Raw genomic sequence first — 15,016 nt, 5'->3', positions numbered from 1 at the left:
GGGCCAACTCATTTGGCCCCTGTCACTTGTCTTTAGCGCGACGATCTGCTCGCTGGCGATATTGAGCGAACCGGGGAAGCGCTAATAAAGCAGCGAGTAGAGCTGCCGACGATATTTTGCAGCGAGCGCATCACCGGTGCCAAGCGCGGCAAGGATCTCCTGCAACATTTTACGTGCATCGCCGTTTGCCGCAGCAAGATCTTTTTTCAGGTGACTGAACAGCAGCTCAAGCGCCTCTTCGTTTCGTCCAACCTGATGGAGTTGCAGCGCCAGCTGCGTGGCAAGCTGCGCGTTTTCCGGCTCCGCCGCGCTCTGCTGTTGAAGCTGCTGGATTTCAGGCGTATCCGCGGCCTGCTTTAACAGATCGATCTGCGCAATCAGCCCCTGGTAACGCGTATCTTTATCCTGTAACGGCACCTCGGCCAGCACGGTTTCGGCTTCGTCACTGCGATTCAGGGCAATAAGCGCTTCTGCCAGAAGAAAGCCCATTTCGCTGTTTTTGTTGCTGAGCGTCCAGGCATCCTTCAGTAGCGGCAGGGCATCCAGTACCTTGCCTTCCTGCATCAGTTTCATGCCCTCCTGCGCCTTCAGCTCTTCCTCTTTCGGCAGAACCTTATGTAAAAGCGCGCGAATGGCCTCTTCTGGCTGCGGCCCCTGGAAACCATCGACAGGCTGACCGTTCTGGAAAAGATAGACGGTGGGGATTGAACGCAGGCCGAACTGTTGGGCAACGGCCGGTTGCGCGTCGCAGTCCAGCTCGGCAAGCACGAACTGTCCGGCATACTCCTGCGCCAGGCGTTCAAGTACCGGCGTCAGCTCCTGACAGTGCTGGCTGCGTGCAGACCAGAAATAGAACAGGACCGGCACCTGCATGGACTGCTCAAGCGTCTCGTGCAGGTTGGTTTCATCAATAGTAATAATGGCAGCTTGTGGTGACATGCATTCGTCTCGCAATCAGAGTTTGTTACTTTATGGGGGCGCCACGGCGCGCTTCAAGTCTTTTTGCCGCTGTGTGGCTATTTCCCGCGCAAAATGCGATCCAGCATCCAGCCCGGAAGCAAACGGCGTAATATCGACATCGTATGGGCGACGAGGGTTACGGGATAGCGCAATCGCGGATGTTTACTCTCTAAAGCATGGCGTAATTTCGGCAAAACTGCCTCAGGCGGCAGAGTGAAACGTGCGGCGATGCCGGGATTCTTCACTGGCTTATCCTGCTCGCCCTGGCTAACGTTATCGGTGAAACGGGTTTTAATCGGGCCCGGCTCAATCAGACTGACCCGCACGCCGCTGCCGTGCAGTTCCATACGCAACGCGTCAGACCAGGCCTCAAGCGCGTATTTGCTGGCGGCGTACATGCCGCGACCGGGTGTGGAAATCAGCCCCAGCACCGAGCTGGTGTTGATAATTCGAGCCTGTGGGCTGGCTTTAAGGGCGGGAAGCAGCAGCATAGTGAGCTGGTGTGCGCCAAAAACGTTGGTGGCAAACTGCCGTTCCATCTGCTCGCGTGACAGCGTCGCCAGCGGGCCATAAACGCCATAGCCGCCGTTATTGAACAGCGCGTAGAGGCGGTTATCGCACTGCCGGAGGATCGCTGCGGCGCCACGCGCCACGCTGGCGCTGTCGTTTAAATCCAGCTCGATGCCGGTAAAGCCCAGCGCATTCATGCGTTGAACATCTTCCTGTTTTCGACAGGCGGCCAGGACGCGATAGCCGCGACGCAGCAGATCGTTGGCGGCGACCAGGCCAATTCCGCTCGAACAGCCGGTAATGACAATATTTTTTTGCATAACTTTACCTGTGAATCCGTCAGTTAACGGGTCACTCATGCTTAACTAGAGGAGCCAGTTCTTTTGCCATGACGTCGGCAATGAACGGTTGCGCATCAGGATTCGGATGAATGCCATCCTGCTGCATCCACTCCGGTTTTTGATAGACCTGCTCCATGAAAAAGGGCAGCAGCGGGATCGAAAAAGTTTTTGCCAGCCTTGGGTACATGGCGCTGAACGATTCCGTATAGCGGCGGCCATAGTTCACCGGTAAACGCACCTGCATCAGCAGCGGCTGCGCGTTCGCAGCCTTAACCTGGGTAATGATTGCGCTGAGATCTTTCTCAATGCTTTGCGGCGGGAAGCCGCGCAGGCCGTCGTTGCCGCCCAGTTCGATCAGCACCCAACGAGGCTGATGCTGCTTCAGCAGCGCGGGAAGACGCGCCAGCCCCTGCGTCGCCGTATCGCCGCTAATGCTGCCATTGACGATGACCGGCGATTTTTGCCATTTATCATTCAGTAATGCCGGCCACGCCACGTTTGCGGACATGCGATACCCCGCGCTCAGGCTGTCGCCCAGCACCAGCAGCGTCTCAGCCGCCGCCGCACGCACTGTAAACAGAGCCAATAATAACAGGAAAGGAAAATGCCAGCGGAAAACAGTATTGAAGTTCATCGTCTTAGTAAATCCGTCGGTCAGGGTGATCATCAGCTTTCCATCCTTACCGGAGTTGAGCTGGTTGTCAAACCTGCTGAAACTATTGCGCTAATTGGCGAATCGGGGTCGGGAAAATCGACCTTGCTGGGTATTCTTGCCGGACTGGATGACGGGAGCGAAGGCGAGGTCTTTTTGCTCGGTTCACCGCTGCATCAGATGGATGAAGAACAGCGTGCGAATTTACGGGCGCAAAGCGTAGGATTTGTTTTTCAGTCTTTTATGCTGGTGCCAACGCTTAATGCGTTGGAAAACGTACAGCTCCCCGCGTTGCTGCGCGGCGAGAGTGACAAGCAGAGCCGCGACCAGGCAAAAGCGCTGCTGTCGCAGCTTGGTCTGGCAGAGCGTTTAACGCATTTACCTTCTCAGCTTTCGGGGGGTGAGCAGCAGCGCGTAGCGCTGGCGCGCGCCTTCAGCGGCCGGCCTGCACTACTGTTTGCCGATGAGCCGACCGGCAATCTTGACCGCAAAACCGGCGATCGCATAGCCGATCTGCTGTTCTCCCTCAACAGAGACTTCGCCACCACACTGATCCTGGTGACGCATGACGAGCAGTTGGCCGCGCGTTGCGACCGGCGGCTGCGGGTGCGTGACGGCAAGCTATGGGAGGAAGCATGATCTGGCGGTGGTTCTGGCGGGAGTGGCGATCGCCGTCACTGCTGATTGTCTGGCTGGCGCTGACGCTGGCGGTTGCCTGCGTGCTGGCGTTAGGGTCGCTCAGTGACCGCATGGAAAAAGGGCTGACGCAGCAGGGCCGCGACTATATGGCGGGCGACCGCACGTTACAAAGCTCGCGTGAGGTTCCGCAGGCATGGCTGGATGAAGCGCGGCAATCGGGACTGACCGTAGCCAGACAGCTCACCTTTATGACCATGACCTTCGCAGGCGATACGCCGCAGCTGGCCTCGGTTAAAGCCGTAGACGACCTCTATCCGATGTTTGGTGAGCTGAGTACGGCGCCAGCGGGCCTGAAACCCAAAGCCGGAACGGTACTGGCGGCGCCGAGGCTGCTGGCGCTGCTCAATCTTAAATCAGGCGGAAACCTTGACGTAGGCGACACTACGCTGCGTATCGCGGGCGAGGTTATTCAGGAGCCTGACGCCGGTTTTAATCCCTTTCAGACCGCGCCGCGGCTGCTGATGAACCTTGCCGACGTGGAAAAAACCGGTGCAATTCAGCCCGGCAGCCGCCTGACATGGCGCTATAAGTTTACCGGGACACCCGAACAGCTCGGCCGCTACGATAGTTTTATCGCCTCGAATATTAAACCGGATCAGCGTTGGATAAGCATTGAGAACTCAGAGGACGCGCTGGGCAAATCCATGCAGCGCGCCAGCCAGTTCCTGCTGCTGTCGGCGTTGCTGACGTTGATGCTGGCCATTGCGGCGGTGGCGGTGGCCATGAATCACTACTGCCGCAGCCGTTATGATTTGGTTGCGGTGCTGAAAACGCTGGGCGCCAACCGCGCCGCGCTGCGAAAGCTGATTGTCGGACAGTGGCTGGCCGTGCTGCTGCTGGCAGCCACTTTTGGCAGCCTGTGCGGTAAGGGATTCGAAATTGTGCTGCTGCATATGCTGAGGCCCGTCCTGCCCGGCGAGCTTCCGCCCGCCAGCGGCTGGCCATGGTTATGGGCGAGCGGTTCGCTGTTTATTATTTCGCTGCTGGTGGGGTTGCGTCCTTATAAACTGCTGCTTGCCACACAGCCGCTGCGCGTGCTGCGGCGGGACGCGGTCGCTAACGTCTGGCCGTTGAAGGTCTGTCTTCCGGTAATGGCGCTGGTGATTGTCGCTCTGCTGGCAATCCTGGTCGGCGGCAGCAAAATGCTGTGGGCGCTGATAGCGGGCATCGTACTGCTTTCGCTTCTGCTGGGCGGTTTGGGTTGGGGCGGGCTACTCATTTTGCGGCGGCTGGTGGTGCGCAACATGGCGTTTCGTCTGGCGGTAAATCGTCTGCTGCGCCAGCCGTGGATCACGCTCAGCCAGCTTGCGACTTTCTCTCTGTCCTTTATGCTGCTGGCGCTGCTGCTGGTGATGCGTGGCGATCTGCTCGATCGTTGGCAACAGCAGCTTCCGCCGGAGAGCCCGAACTACTTTCTGCTTAATCTGACGCGCGAACAGGTGCCGCAGGTCAAAACTTTCCTTGAAAAGCATCAGGTTGAGCCGCAACCCTTTTACCCGATTGCGCGCGTACGTTTAACTGAAATCAATCAACGGAAGGCCGATCCGTCGCTGGATAATGCGCTTCAACGCGAATTGAACCTCACCTGGCAGGCGCAGAGGCCGGAGCATAATCCGTTAACCGCAGGGCGCTGGCCGCCGAAACAGGGCGAGGTTTCGATGGAGGAAGCACTGGCTGACAGGCTGGGCGTGAAGCTGGGTGACACGTTGACCTTTACCGGTGATACGCAAACCTTTACTGCCAAAATCAGCAGCTTGCGTAAAGTGGACTGGGAAAGCCTGCGGCCTAACTTCTTCTTTATTTTCCCTCCCGGCGCGCTGGATGCGCAGCCGCAGACCTGGCTTACCAGCTTCCGGCTTGATGGCAACACGGCGCTGCTGGCCCAGCTTAATCGCGCTTTCCCGACGCTCAGCCTGCTTGATATTGGCAGCCTGTTGAAGCAAACGGGTCAGGTGATGGCGCAGGTCAGCCAGGCGCTGGAGGTAATGGTAGTGCTGGTGACCGCCTGCGGCATACTGCTGTTGCTGGCGCAAATTCAGGTGGGAATGCGTCAGCGCAGGCAGGAGCTGGTGGTCTACCGCACGCTGGGCGCAGGGAAGAAACTGCTGCGCGGCACCCTCTGGTGGGAGTTTATTCTGTTGGGCGGCGTAGCCGGCCTGGCCGCTGCCGCCGGCGCAGAAGCGGCGCTGTGGGGGTTGCAGCGTAAAGTTTTCGATTTCCCCTGGCAGCCTGATTTTGTGTTATGGCTGGCGTTGCCGTTAACCGGCGCAATACTGCTGTCGCTGTGCGGCGGCTGGCTGGGCGGGCGGCTGATCAAAGGCAAAGCGCTGTTCCGTAGCTATAACGCATCATAAATGTCGGGCCGTAACGGCCCGTTTTTTATGACTGCTAGCGGTTGAAACAAAAGTAAAACTTAAGTTTTCTGCTTCCAAAAAGCGTTTTCAAATTTACTCAAAGATAACTATCTGATACATTTTTTCCCACAGGGGAATCACGACCCAGTGATGATAAAATTGAGAATGGAATAAATTGAAATGCTTGAATTATTTGATGTAAATCATGGTTTATTATCTGAAGCAAGATCAAAAGAGCTATTTACATTAAGGAAGAAGGTGTTCAAGGATCGTCTCAACTGGATCGTTAACAGTGAAAATAACATGGAATATGACGAATATGATAATTATCGTACAAATTATATTCTCGGGTTATACAACAATCTGTCCGTGTGCGGTGTAAGGTTCATTGAATTGCAGTTTAATAATATGATCCTTGGAACCTTCAAAAGCTATTTCAAAAAAATAGAACTGCCTGAAGGGAATTATGTTGAAGCCAGTCGTCTTTTTATTGATAAAGGAAGGATTAAGTCGCTTGCTTTACAGCATCAGCCGGTTAGCGCGCTGCTTTTTTTGTCAATGATAAATTACGCGCGCCATTTTGGTTATGAGGGCATTTACGCTATTGTCAGCCATCCGATGTATATTATTTTTAAACGCTCCGGCTGGGCGGTTTCAGAAGTTGAAGAGGGTCTTTCGGAGAAAGATCAAAAGATTCACCTTATCTTTATGCCGGTTGATGATGCCAACCAGCGTACGCTGATTGAGCTGGTTAAAGCCAGAGCATTACCGTGCAGCGCGAAACTTGATGGCTGGCCGCTCTCATTTCCCATCAAGAGGGACGGGTCTGATCAGCTGTAGCTCAATGCCAAGCCGTATCGCGTGTTTTGCATTGGTAACGCCCAGCTTTTTAACGGCGTTACCAACGTGAAATTTCACGGTGGTCAGCTTGATGCCAAGAATTATCGCAATCTCCTGATAGGATTTGCCCAGGCTCGCCCAGTAAATAATTTCATTTTCACGTTTAGAGAAGATTTCTCTGGCATTCATCTCTTCAAAATCTTTTTTACTGGTTTGTTCCTGATAGTGTTTCGTCAGTTTTTCATGCGTGGTGATTAATATCATCTGAAGACGATCTTTCTGGCTTTTAATCGTTTCTTCTGCATTATCATCGCAGTCTTTATCCAGCATAATTGAAAGCACGGCAAGATTATTATTATTATCATGCACGACAAAAGTATAACCATTGATAATGCCGTGATTTCTTGCCATATCAAAAAGTTTGGGCACTTTAACGCCCTGGTTAAGCTGGAGGTTTTCATCCCATGAAAACGGCGTTAACCGATAAAGCGCAGTAATCAAAACAGGGTCGATAAACTGAAAGTTGTTCTCAACGTAAACCTTAAACCACTCTTTTCTGTTTGAAATAATAGAAAAATCAGCAGGATTACGCTTATTCATAATGGCGTAGGCATATTTGATGTTCGGATAGGTCGCCAGTTCGCTTTCAAGATCCTCCTTTATCGCTGCATTGATTGCATTATCGGCAAAAAATGATTTCAACACGGTACTGCCTCCCTGAAAGGTGAATGCTTTCCTGAACGATTAACAACTTTATCATAACTTTCAAAATTCATCTAACAGCATAGGGAAACTTATGTAACCTGATGGCGTGATGAAAATGGCAAGCTTACGACACACCCGCGCTGGAAAGGGGCGGACAGGGAGGAGAGGTGAGTGAGAGGGGAAAAACAGAGGGAGCAGACTGGCTGCTCCCTCTTATTGTTAAGATAAACTGACGTGGTGTCTGTTTAAATGATTTCCCTGGTAGTTGGCAATTAAAAACTTAACGTTATAATTATAAAAGGTATTTGTCTTTCTTGTTGCAGATACAATACGGTGTTCTGACGCCCGAAGATAGCCATACTTAAGTATAGTTATGCACTTTTATTTATCATTTCGTCTTGCAGACGCGCCTGCGCCCATTGCAAACCATGGTGATATTCCGCTGGCAACGTGGTTGCCAGCGCGTCCAGCGTCCGGGTAATGGCGTCTGCCGACGGATCGCAAAGATTCAGGTGACCGACCTTACGTCCGGGGCGAACTTCTTTTTCATACCAGTGAAGGTTGACCAGCGGCTGTGCCAGCCACTGCAAATTCACCGCCGTGCCGATTAAGTTGATCATCACCGCAGGGGAACTCACTACAGGTTTGGGCATCGGCAGATCAAGGATGGCACGCAGGTGCAGTTCAAACTGGCTAATCGACGCGCCATTTTGCGTCCAGTGTCCACTATTGTGTACGCGCGGCGCCAGTTCATTGATCAGCAATCCTTCCGGGACGATGAAACACTCCATCGCCATCACGCCAACGTAATTAAGCTCATGCATAATGGCTGACAGCATCTTTTCGGCCTGACGCTGACGTGCGCTGTCCGGCTCCGGCAACGCTACGCTGGTACGCAGGATGCCATCCTGGTGCAGGTTATGCGTCAGCGGATAGAAGACGGTACGGCCGTCATGCGCGCGCGCGCCAACCAGCGAAACCTCACCAGAGAAATGAATTCCCTGTTCAACGATACATTCGCCGTAGCAGTCGGCGGGAAGCGTTTCGGTTTCATTGGCGCGCAGACGCCACTGGCCCCGGCCGTCGTAGCCGCCGGTGCGGCGTTTAACGATAGCCAGTTCACCGAGGGAGGCGAAAACCTGCGGCCACTGGCTCGTATTTTCCAACAATTGCCATGGCGCGGTGGCGAGACCCAGCCGATCGAGAAGCTGCTTCTGCGTCAGGCGATCGGCGAGAAGAGGAAAAATATCGCGATTAACGAAGGCAGGGTGGCTCGCCAGCTCGCGCGTCAGAGCGGTTTCGGGCCAGCGCTCGATCTCCGCTGTTATCACGCTTTGTTGGATCGGCAGCGCCTGCGGCTCGGCATCCAGCCCAACAGGGTAAACGGCGATACCCAGCGGCTCGCCCGCCTGACGCAGCATGCGCCCCAGTTGACCGTTACCTAATACGCAAACCGGCTTCATGCTTCCTCCTGCGGATTCGGATTATTCAGCACGTCATCAGTTTGCGCCTGTCGCCAGCCTGCCAGGCGTGACGCCAGCTCGGTATCGTGCAGCGCCAGAATCTGGGCGGCCAGCAGTGCCGCATTGGCCGCGCCCGCTTTGCCTATCGCCAGCGTGCCGACGGGGATGCCGCGCGGCATCTGGACGATCGAGTAAAGGCTGTCAACGCCGCTGAGCACCGCGCTCTGCACCGGAACGCCAAGCACCGGTACCAGCGTTTTTGCCGCCAGCATGCCCGGCAAATGTGCCGCGCCGCCCGCACCGGCGATAATCACCTGAAAACCGTTTTTTTCGGCATCCTCAGCGAAGGTGAAGAGCTTGTCCGGCGTGCGGTGTGCGGAAACCACCTCGCAGTGAAAAGGCACGGCCAGGCTGCTGAGGATTTCCGCGGCGAATTGCATGGTTGCCCAGTCACTTTTGGAACCCATAACGATAGCAATTCGGGCCGGGGCGGCAGTAGATGACATGCGGATCTGACTCCTGTGATTACAAAAACGTTGTCGGAACATCCTTTTTAATAAAAATGGATGTCGGCCAGGAAGGGCAAAGAGAATAGCATGACCAGGCAGCAAGGAAAACGGTTGCGCAGCGGTAATTACGGCAAAAAAGCGTGTTTATATTGTCAGAAAGGAAAGGTGATGAGCGTCGCTCCGGTGGCGTCAAGGCGGACCATTGAGCCTTCCTCATGCCATGCGCCAAGCACCAGCCTCTCGGCGCGCTGGCCGTCGATATCAAATTGATGAACCGCAGGACGATGCGTATGACCGTGGATCAAACAGTGAACGCGCTGACGCGACATGGCCTGGTACACCGCGTTATCATTTACGTCCATAATCGTCAGCGATTTGCCGCTGTTCGCCTGCCTGCTGTCCGCACGCATACGCGCAGCAATCTTCTGGCGAAGTGAAAGGGGCAGGGCGAGAAACAGTTTTTGCAGCCAGCGCTGATGAACGCGACGGCGAAACTGCTGATAGGCTTCATCATCGGTACAAAGCGTGTCGCCGTGCATAATCAACACGCGCTGGCCATACAGCTCCAGCACCTGCTCTTCCGGCAGCAGCGTCATGCCAGCGGCAGCGGCAAAGCGATTGCCGAGGAGAAAATCGCGGTTACCGTGAATAAAATAGCAGGGAACGCCGTGCTGGTGCAGATCGTTCAGGGCGGCAGCAACCTGCGCATGAAGCGGGGTGGGATCGTCGTCGCCAATCCACGCTTCGAACAGATCGCCGAGAATATAAAGTGCATCGGCGTGTAGGGCATCACGGCGCAAAAAAGCAAGAAAACCGGCAGTGATTGCCGGTTCTGTCGTACTCAGATGCAGATCCGCGATGAACAGCGTGTGGGGCATTATTCGCTGACGGTCACTTTCTGAATAATAACGTCTTCTTTTGGCACGTCCTGATGCATACCGCTGCGGCCGGTAGAAACGGCTTTGATTTTCTCAACCACGTCCATGCCATCGACCACTTCAGCGAATACGCAGTAGCCCCAGCCTTGCAGACTTTCGTCACGGAAGTTCAGAAAATCATTATCCGCAACGTTAATAAAGAACTGCGCGGTCGCCGAGTGAGGAGCCTGGGTGCGGGCCATCGCCAGCGTGCCTTTGGTGTTTTTCAGACCGTTATTCGCTTCGTTACGAATCTCTTCTTTCGTTGCTTTCTGATTCATGCCGGGTTCGAAACCGCCGCCCTGAACCATAAAACCGTTGATCACACGGTGGAAAATGGTGTTGTCGTAGAAGCCTTCACGGCAGTAATCCAGGAAATTTTTAACGGTTGCTGGCGCTTTGTCGTCAAAGGTTTTGATGACGATATCGCCATGATTAGTCTGGAAAGTGACCATGTTCTCATCCTGTAAAGGTTGAAATGTTTATCGGTAAGCTGGCGTCGGGAGTCCACCGCTTTTAACAAGCCGCTTTTATATCACAAATTCTGATGACGAGTTAGTCCTGGCGCATAAACGACCACCGCGCCGGCCTTGCTTTGCGTGGCGCTTACGTTAAGAATACGGCAGAATAAAGGCTTATGGCCGTATCCCGCACACGTATAAAACGGAATGTCTCAATGCTTAAGATTTTCAACACCCTGAGTCGTCAAAAAGAGGAATTTAAACCTATTCATGCTGGTGAAATCGGCATGTACGTGTGCGGCATCACCGTTTATGACCTCTGTCACATTGGTCACGGCAGAACCTTCGTTGCTTTTGATGTCGTTGCGCGCTATCTGCGTTATCGCGGCTATACGCTGAAATATGTCCGCAATATTACCGATATTGACGACAAAATAATTAAACGCGCGCATGAAAACGGTGAGTCTATTGAGGCGCTGACCCAGCGTACCATCGCCGACATGCATGCTGACTTTGCCGCGCTGAACATTTTGCCTCCGGATCGGGAGCCGCGCGCGACGCATCATATTCCCGAAATTATTGAAATCGTCGAAAAACTCATTTCACGCAACCATGCTTATGTTGCCAGTAACGGCGATGTGATGTTTGCTGTCGACAGCGATCCCGAATACGGCAAGCTGTCGCGACAGGATCTTGAGCAGCTTCAGGCTGGCGCGCGCGTGGACGTGGTGGAAAACGTCAAGCGCAACCCGATGGATTTTGTGCTGTGGAAAATGTCAAAAGAGGGCGAGCCAGGCTGGCCGTCGCCGTGGGGCGTAGGGCGTCCTGGCTGGCATATTGAGTGTTCGGCCATGAACTGCAAGCAGTTGGGTGAGCACTTCGATATTCATGGCGGCGGTTCTGACCTGATGTTTCCGCATCATGAAAATGAGATCGCCCAGTCCAGCTGCGCGCACGACGGCCCGTACGTCAACTACTGGATGCACTCTGGTATGGTGATGATCGATCGGGAAAAGATGTCTAAATCGCTGAATAACTTTTTCACCGTTCGCGACGTGCTGGCGCATTACGATGCGGAAACGGTGCGCTATTTTCTGATGTCAGGTCACTATCGCAGCCAGTTGAATTACGGCGAAGACAACCTGAAGCAGGCGCGCGCCGCGCTGGAGCGCCTCTATATCGCTATCCGCAACACCGACGCTACCGCAGAGGCATCGGGGTTTGAGGCGTTTGAGACGCGTTTTTGCGAGGCAATGGACGACGATTTCAACACGCCTGAAGCCTATTCTGTGCTGTTTGATATGGCGCGGGAAATCAACCGCCTGAAGGCTGACGATATGACGGCGGCCAACGCGCTGGCGGCGACGCTGCGTAAACTGGCTGGCGTACTTGGCCTGCTGGAGCAGGATCCGGAACAATTCCTGCAAAGCGGCGCCCAGAGCGATGACGACGTGGCGGAAATTGAAGCGCTGGTGCAGATGCGTATTACGTCGCGCAAGGAGAAAAACTGGGCGCAGGCTGATATTGCGCGCGATAAGTTGAACGCGCTGGGGATTGTACTTGAGGATGGCCCGCAGGGAACAAGCTGGCGACGTAAATAAGATTTACCGCCTGCGCATACTCAGCGCAGGCGGTATCAGAGTCAGGCGACGATTTTTATACTGTTGCCATCAAATACAACGGTCTGCCCGATAACGATTTTACAGCGTTTACGGGTTTCCACCGTGCCGTCCACCGTGACCTGCCCTTCAGCGATCAGCGATTTTGCCATTGCGCCGCTCTCCACCCAGCCTTCCAGCTTAAGCAGATCGCAGAGATCGACGTGAGGATGTTTACCTAAAGAAAACGTTGCCATTAGCCTGTCGCTCCATCATGAAATTCTTCACATGCCTGTAAGGTATTTTGTATCAGCGTGGCGACCGTCATCGGGCCAACGCCGCCGGGAACCGGCGTGATATAAGCGGCGCGAGACGACGCCTCTTCGAAATTCACATCGCCCACCACTTTGCCGCTGTCGAGGCGATTGATGCCAACGTCAATGACGATTGCGCCCGGCTTTATCCACTCGCCGGGTATAAAGCCGGGTTTACCAACGGCGACGATCAGCAGATCGGCATGCTCAACGTGATGACGCAGATCCTTAGTGAAGCGGTGAGTGACGGTGGTAGTGCAGCCTGCCAGCAGCAGTTCCATGCTCATTGGTCGACCCACGATATTGGAGGCGCCCACCACGACCGCGTTCAAACCGTAGGTATCGATATGGTAACGCTCCAGCAGCGTGACGATGCCGCGCGGCGTACAGGGGCGCAGCATGGGCGCACGCTGGCACAGGCGACCGACGTTATAGGGATGGAAACCATCCACATCTTTAGACGGGGCGATGCGTTCCAGAACCTTGACGTTGTCGATGCCCGCCGGCAGCGGTAACTGCACCAGAATGCCGTCGATCTCGCCGTCGCCGTTCAGCTTATCAATAAGCTGAAGAAGTTCGGCCTCGCTGGTGGTAGCGGGAAGATCGTAAGAGCGTGAGATAAAACCCACTTCTTCGCAGGCACGGCGTTTGCTGCCAACATAAATTTGCGATGCCGGATTTTCCCCGACCAGCACCACTGCCAGACCGGGAGCGCGTTTACCGGCGCTCAGACGCTGCTGTACCTTCGCAGCTACTTCCTGCCGTACCTGCTGCGCAATCGTTTTACCGTCAATAATTTTTGCTGCCATCTCAGAGGGGATCCATCTGGTTGAGTGAGTATGGGGGAACAGGGCGCTATTTTGTCAGAAGCGGGCGCTGCTGTCAGGCAGAGATTGCCGGCAGACTGCTCACCCGTTAAGCAACGGAGCGGACATCGGAGTAAAATCGTTGACTCGACTGGCTCGCACCGTATAATTCGACGCAGTTCACTATGCGCCCTTAGCTCAGTTGGATAGAGCACCGGCCTTCTAAGCCGTAGGTCACAGGTTCGAATCCTGTAGGGCGTACCATTAAAAATCAACGAGTTACTTCTTTCCTCCTGCTTCGATTTTTTCCACATGGGACAGATTTGGGACACGACTGTTAAAAATCGCGTCGATCTGCCGTGCGTGCTCGGTTAAATGGTTGGGTGCCAGATGCGCATAACGCTGAACCATTTCAATGCTCTCCCAGCCACCCATTTCCTGAAGCGCTGACAGTGGAACACCAGCCTGAATCAACCAACTCGCCCAGGTGTGTCGCAGGTCGTGAAAACGAAAGTCCTCAATGCCTGCGCGTTTCAATGCTGCCCGCCAGGCGGTATTCGAATCGACACGCATTTTTCTGACCGCTGCTGTAGCCGTGCCGTCATTTCGCTTTACTGCTTCAGTGTGAACAAATACCCAGTTGTGATGCCTGCCGATCTGCCTTTTCAAAACTTCGCAAGCGGTGTCATTCAGGGCAACGCCAATTGCTCTGCCTGACTTGCTTTCCTCCGGGTAAATCCATGCCACTTTTCGCTGCATGTCAATCTGCTGCCACTTCATGTCAACAATATTGGAGCGGCGCAGGCCTGTCGCCAGCGCGAACTCTACGGTAGACTTAAGTGGTTCAGGGCATTCCTCAATCAGTCGCTGAGCTTCAGCGGGTTCGAGCCAACGCACCCGCTTATTTCTCTCCTGCGGCACCTTAATGACTGGCGACTTTTCAATCCATTTCCAGTCACGCTCTGCGGCCCGCATCATGGCCTTCATCAGCGCCAGGTGCTTTGCTTTCGTCGATGTGGAAACCGGCTCAGGCCTGTAGGCTCCCATATCAATCCCTTTCTTCAACATCCCTGCCGCGCGCTGCCGCCAGCGTTCTTCTGCCTTCCTGTTTGTCATCCTGCTGACAGCCGAATATATCTTCGCTTCGGTAATGTCCTTCAGCAGCATCCCTTCAAAATGCAGCAGCCAGAATCCGATCCGGCCCTTATCTGCATCGAGCGATTTTTTATGCGCTTTTTCTTCCAGCCAGCGAAGGCAGGCTTCTTCAAAGGTCACGTCCGGGAAATCACCCAGACGATCTATTCGCCACAACTCAGCCTTTCGGCGGTCGTGCAGTTCCTGTGCCTGCTTTCTGTCCTCTGTGCCAAGAGACTCTTTAATTCGCTTGCCGCCCGGCGTCGTGTAACTCCCGTACCAGACGGAGCCCCTGCGGAAGATCGACATGTTGATTTCTCCTCATGTGCATCTGCCGCGCTCACGGCGACAGTGTGCAACGGATTATTGAGGGCGGCAATACACGCCTGCCGGGTAACGAGGTAAGGTGATTTGGTTTTGCTCGGATCTTTGCGCGTCGCGGTGAGTCGCCCGGTACGAATCCAGTTGCTGGCGGTTGGGCGGGAAATACCGAGAAACGCGCAGGCCTCATCGAGCGTAAGTGAGTACGCTTCCATAACTGACCTCTTAGTCTGGCGGGATGCCGGGGTGGGTGGGGTGCTTAGTCCCAGCAAAGAACGGAGGCAAAATAAGCTCCACGGCATGGAGTATCACGAGGATAATTCCAGCGGGAATATCCATCCGGCCCGCCAAGCGGTGATGTTTTGAACCAGGATTGGTAATAACGGGCCTTAGACCAATCCTCCTCGTCTTCCGGTTCAATATCTCCTTGGT

General features: G+C 54.4%; 15 protein-coding genes, 1 tRNA gene and 1 pseudogene. 5 read left to right on the top strand and 12 right to left on the bottom strand.

Annotation, left to right across the window (positions count from 1 at the left end; genetic code table 11):
* Nucleotides 1–81: 81 nt before the first annotated feature.
* From GS12_RS09375 to tesA, 3 genes are all read right to left on the bottom strand, one after another.
* Entirely contained in the window at nucleotides 82–939 is an 858-nt protein-coding gene (locus GS12_RS09375) for a co-chaperone YbbN (protein ID WP_034946262.1), read from the bottom strand.
* Nucleotides 940–1,016: 77 nt separating this feature from the next.
* On the bottom strand, nucleotides 1,017–1,790 hold the full coding sequence (locus GS12_RS09370; protein ID WP_034946260.1) for an SDR family oxidoreductase: 774 nt from the start codon (nucleotides 1,788–1,790) through the stop codon (nucleotides 1,017–1,019).
* A 31-nt stretch (nucleotides 1,791–1,821) separates the two neighbouring features.
* Nucleotides 1,822–2,445 (bottom strand): multifunctional acyl-CoA thioesterase I/protease I/lysophospholipase L1, encoded by a 624-nt coding sequence (gene tesA / locus GS12_RS09365; protein WP_034946310.1) that lies wholly within the window; start codon nucleotides 2,443–2,445, stop codon nucleotides 1,822–1,824.
* Between tesA and ybbA the strand changes: the two genes are divergently transcribed.
* The 3 genes from ybbA to GS12_RS09350 all read left to right on the top strand — a co-directional run bounded on the left by ybbA (nucleotide 2,416) and on the right by GS12_RS09350 (nucleotide 6,356).
* Nucleotides 2,416–3,102, top strand: a complete 687-nt coding sequence (gene ybbA, locus GS12_RS09360; protein ID WP_034946308.1) for a putative ABC transporter ATP-binding protein YbbA — start codon at nucleotides 2,416–2,418, stop codon at nucleotides 3,100–3,102. The genes tesA and ybbA overlap by 30 nt on opposite strands.
* Complete coding sequence (gene ybbP, locus GS12_RS09355; RefSeq protein WP_034946257.1) at nucleotides 3,099–5,516, top strand: putative ABC transporter permease subunit YbbP; 2,418 nt, start codon at nucleotides 3,099–3,101, stop codon at nucleotides 5,514–5,516. Before ybbA ends, ybbP begins: the two co-directional genes overlap by 4 nt.
* A 180-nt stretch (nucleotides 5,517–5,696) precedes the next feature.
* A complete protein-coding gene (locus GS12_RS09350) occupies nucleotides 5,697–6,356 on the top strand; it encodes an acyl-homoserine-lactone synthase (protein WP_034912892.1) in 660 nt (219 codons plus the stop codon).
* On the opposite strand, the gene GS12_RS09345 is transcribed toward GS12_RS09350, so the two are convergent.
* The 5 genes from GS12_RS09345 to ppiB form a co-directional block, all read right to left on the bottom strand.
* Nucleotides 6,318–7,061, bottom strand: a complete 744-nt coding sequence (locus GS12_RS09345) for a helix-turn-helix transcriptional regulator (RefSeq protein ID WP_034912895.1) — start codon at nucleotides 7,059–7,061, stop codon at nucleotides 6,318–6,320. The two genes, GS12_RS09350 and GS12_RS09345, sit on opposite strands and share 39 nt — an antisense overlap.
* A gap of 371 nt (nucleotides 7,062–7,432) precedes the next feature.
* On the bottom strand, nucleotides 7,433–8,524 hold the full coding sequence (purK, locus tag GS12_RS09340) for a 5-(carboxyamino)imidazole ribonucleotide synthase (RefSeq protein WP_034946254.1): 1,092 nt from the start codon (nucleotides 8,522–8,524) through the stop codon (nucleotides 7,433–7,435).
* Nucleotides 8,521–9,030: a 5-(carboxyamino)imidazole ribonucleotide mutase gene (purE, locus tag GS12_RS09335; protein WP_034946252.1), complete on the bottom strand. Its 510-nt coding sequence runs from the start codon at nucleotides 9,028–9,030 to the stop codon at nucleotides 8,521–8,523. The genes purK and purE overlap by 4 nt, the downstream gene beginning before the upstream one ends.
* A 155-nt stretch (nucleotides 9,031–9,185) precedes the next feature.
* Nucleotides 9,186–9,911 (bottom strand): UDP-2,3-diacylglucosamine diphosphatase, encoded by a 726-nt coding sequence (gene lpxH / locus GS12_RS09330; protein ID WP_034946248.1) that lies wholly within the window; start codon nucleotides 9,909–9,911, stop codon nucleotides 9,186–9,188.
* Nucleotides 9,911–10,405, bottom strand: coding sequence for a peptidylprolyl isomerase B (gene ppiB / locus GS12_RS09325; RefSeq protein ID WP_034946245.1), 495 nt, complete (start codon nucleotides 10,403–10,405; stop codon nucleotides 9,911–9,913). The genes lpxH and ppiB overlap by 1 nt, the downstream gene beginning before the upstream one ends.
* Before the next feature lie 221 nt (nucleotides 10,406–10,626).
* On the opposite strand from ppiB, the gene cysS reads away from it, so the two are divergent.
* Complete coding sequence (gene cysS / locus GS12_RS09320) at nucleotides 10,627–12,012, top strand: cysteine--tRNA ligase (RefSeq protein WP_034946242.1); 1,386 nt, start codon at nucleotides 10,627–10,629, stop codon at nucleotides 12,010–12,012.
* Between the two features lie 41 nt (nucleotides 12,013–12,053).
* Here cysS and ybcJ read toward each other — a convergent pair whose 3' ends face one another.
* A complete protein-coding gene (gene ybcJ / locus GS12_RS09315) occupies nucleotides 12,054–12,266 on the bottom strand; it encodes a ribosome-associated protein YbcJ (protein WP_034946239.1) in 213 nt (70 codons plus the stop codon).
* Nucleotides 12,266–13,132 carry a bifunctional methylenetetrahydrofolate dehydrogenase/methenyltetrahydrofolate cyclohydrolase FolD gene (gene folD / locus GS12_RS09310; protein ID WP_034912914.1) on the bottom strand — a complete coding sequence of 289 codons (867 nt, stop codon included), beginning with the start codon at nucleotides 13,130–13,132 and terminating at the stop codon, nucleotides 12,266–12,268. Before folD ends, ybcJ begins: the two co-directional genes overlap by 1 nt.
* Before the next feature lie 184 nt (nucleotides 13,133–13,316).
* On the opposite strand from folD, the gene GS12_RS09305 reads away from it, so the two are divergent.
* Nucleotides 13,317–13,393: transfer RNA gene (locus GS12_RS09305), tRNA-Arg, on the top strand.
* 15 nt (nucleotides 13,394–13,408) lie between these two features.
* Here GS12_RS09305 and GS12_RS09300 read toward each other — a convergent pair.
* Both GS12_RS09300 and GS12_RS24940 read right to left on the bottom strand, forming a co-directional pair.
* Entirely contained in the window at nucleotides 13,409–14,572 is a 1,164-nt protein-coding gene (locus tag GS12_RS09300; RefSeq protein ID WP_034946236.1) for a tyrosine-type recombinase/integrase, read from the bottom strand.
* A gap of 134 nt (nucleotides 14,573–14,706) precedes the next feature.
* Nucleotides 14,707–14,799, bottom strand: a pseudogene (locus GS12_RS24940) (helix-turn-helix domain-containing protein); the annotation flags it as partial.
* Nucleotides 14,800–15,016: the final 217 nt, after the last annotated feature.

It is taken from the genome of Erwinia oleae (genome assembly GCF_000770305.1).
In the GTDB taxonomy this organism is placed as follows: Bacteria; Pseudomonadota; Gammaproteobacteria; order Enterobacterales; family Enterobacteriaceae; genus Erwinia; species Erwinia oleae.
Note: the sequence above shows the minus strand (reverse complement) of the source record. Positions and strands in the feature narration are given on the sequence as shown.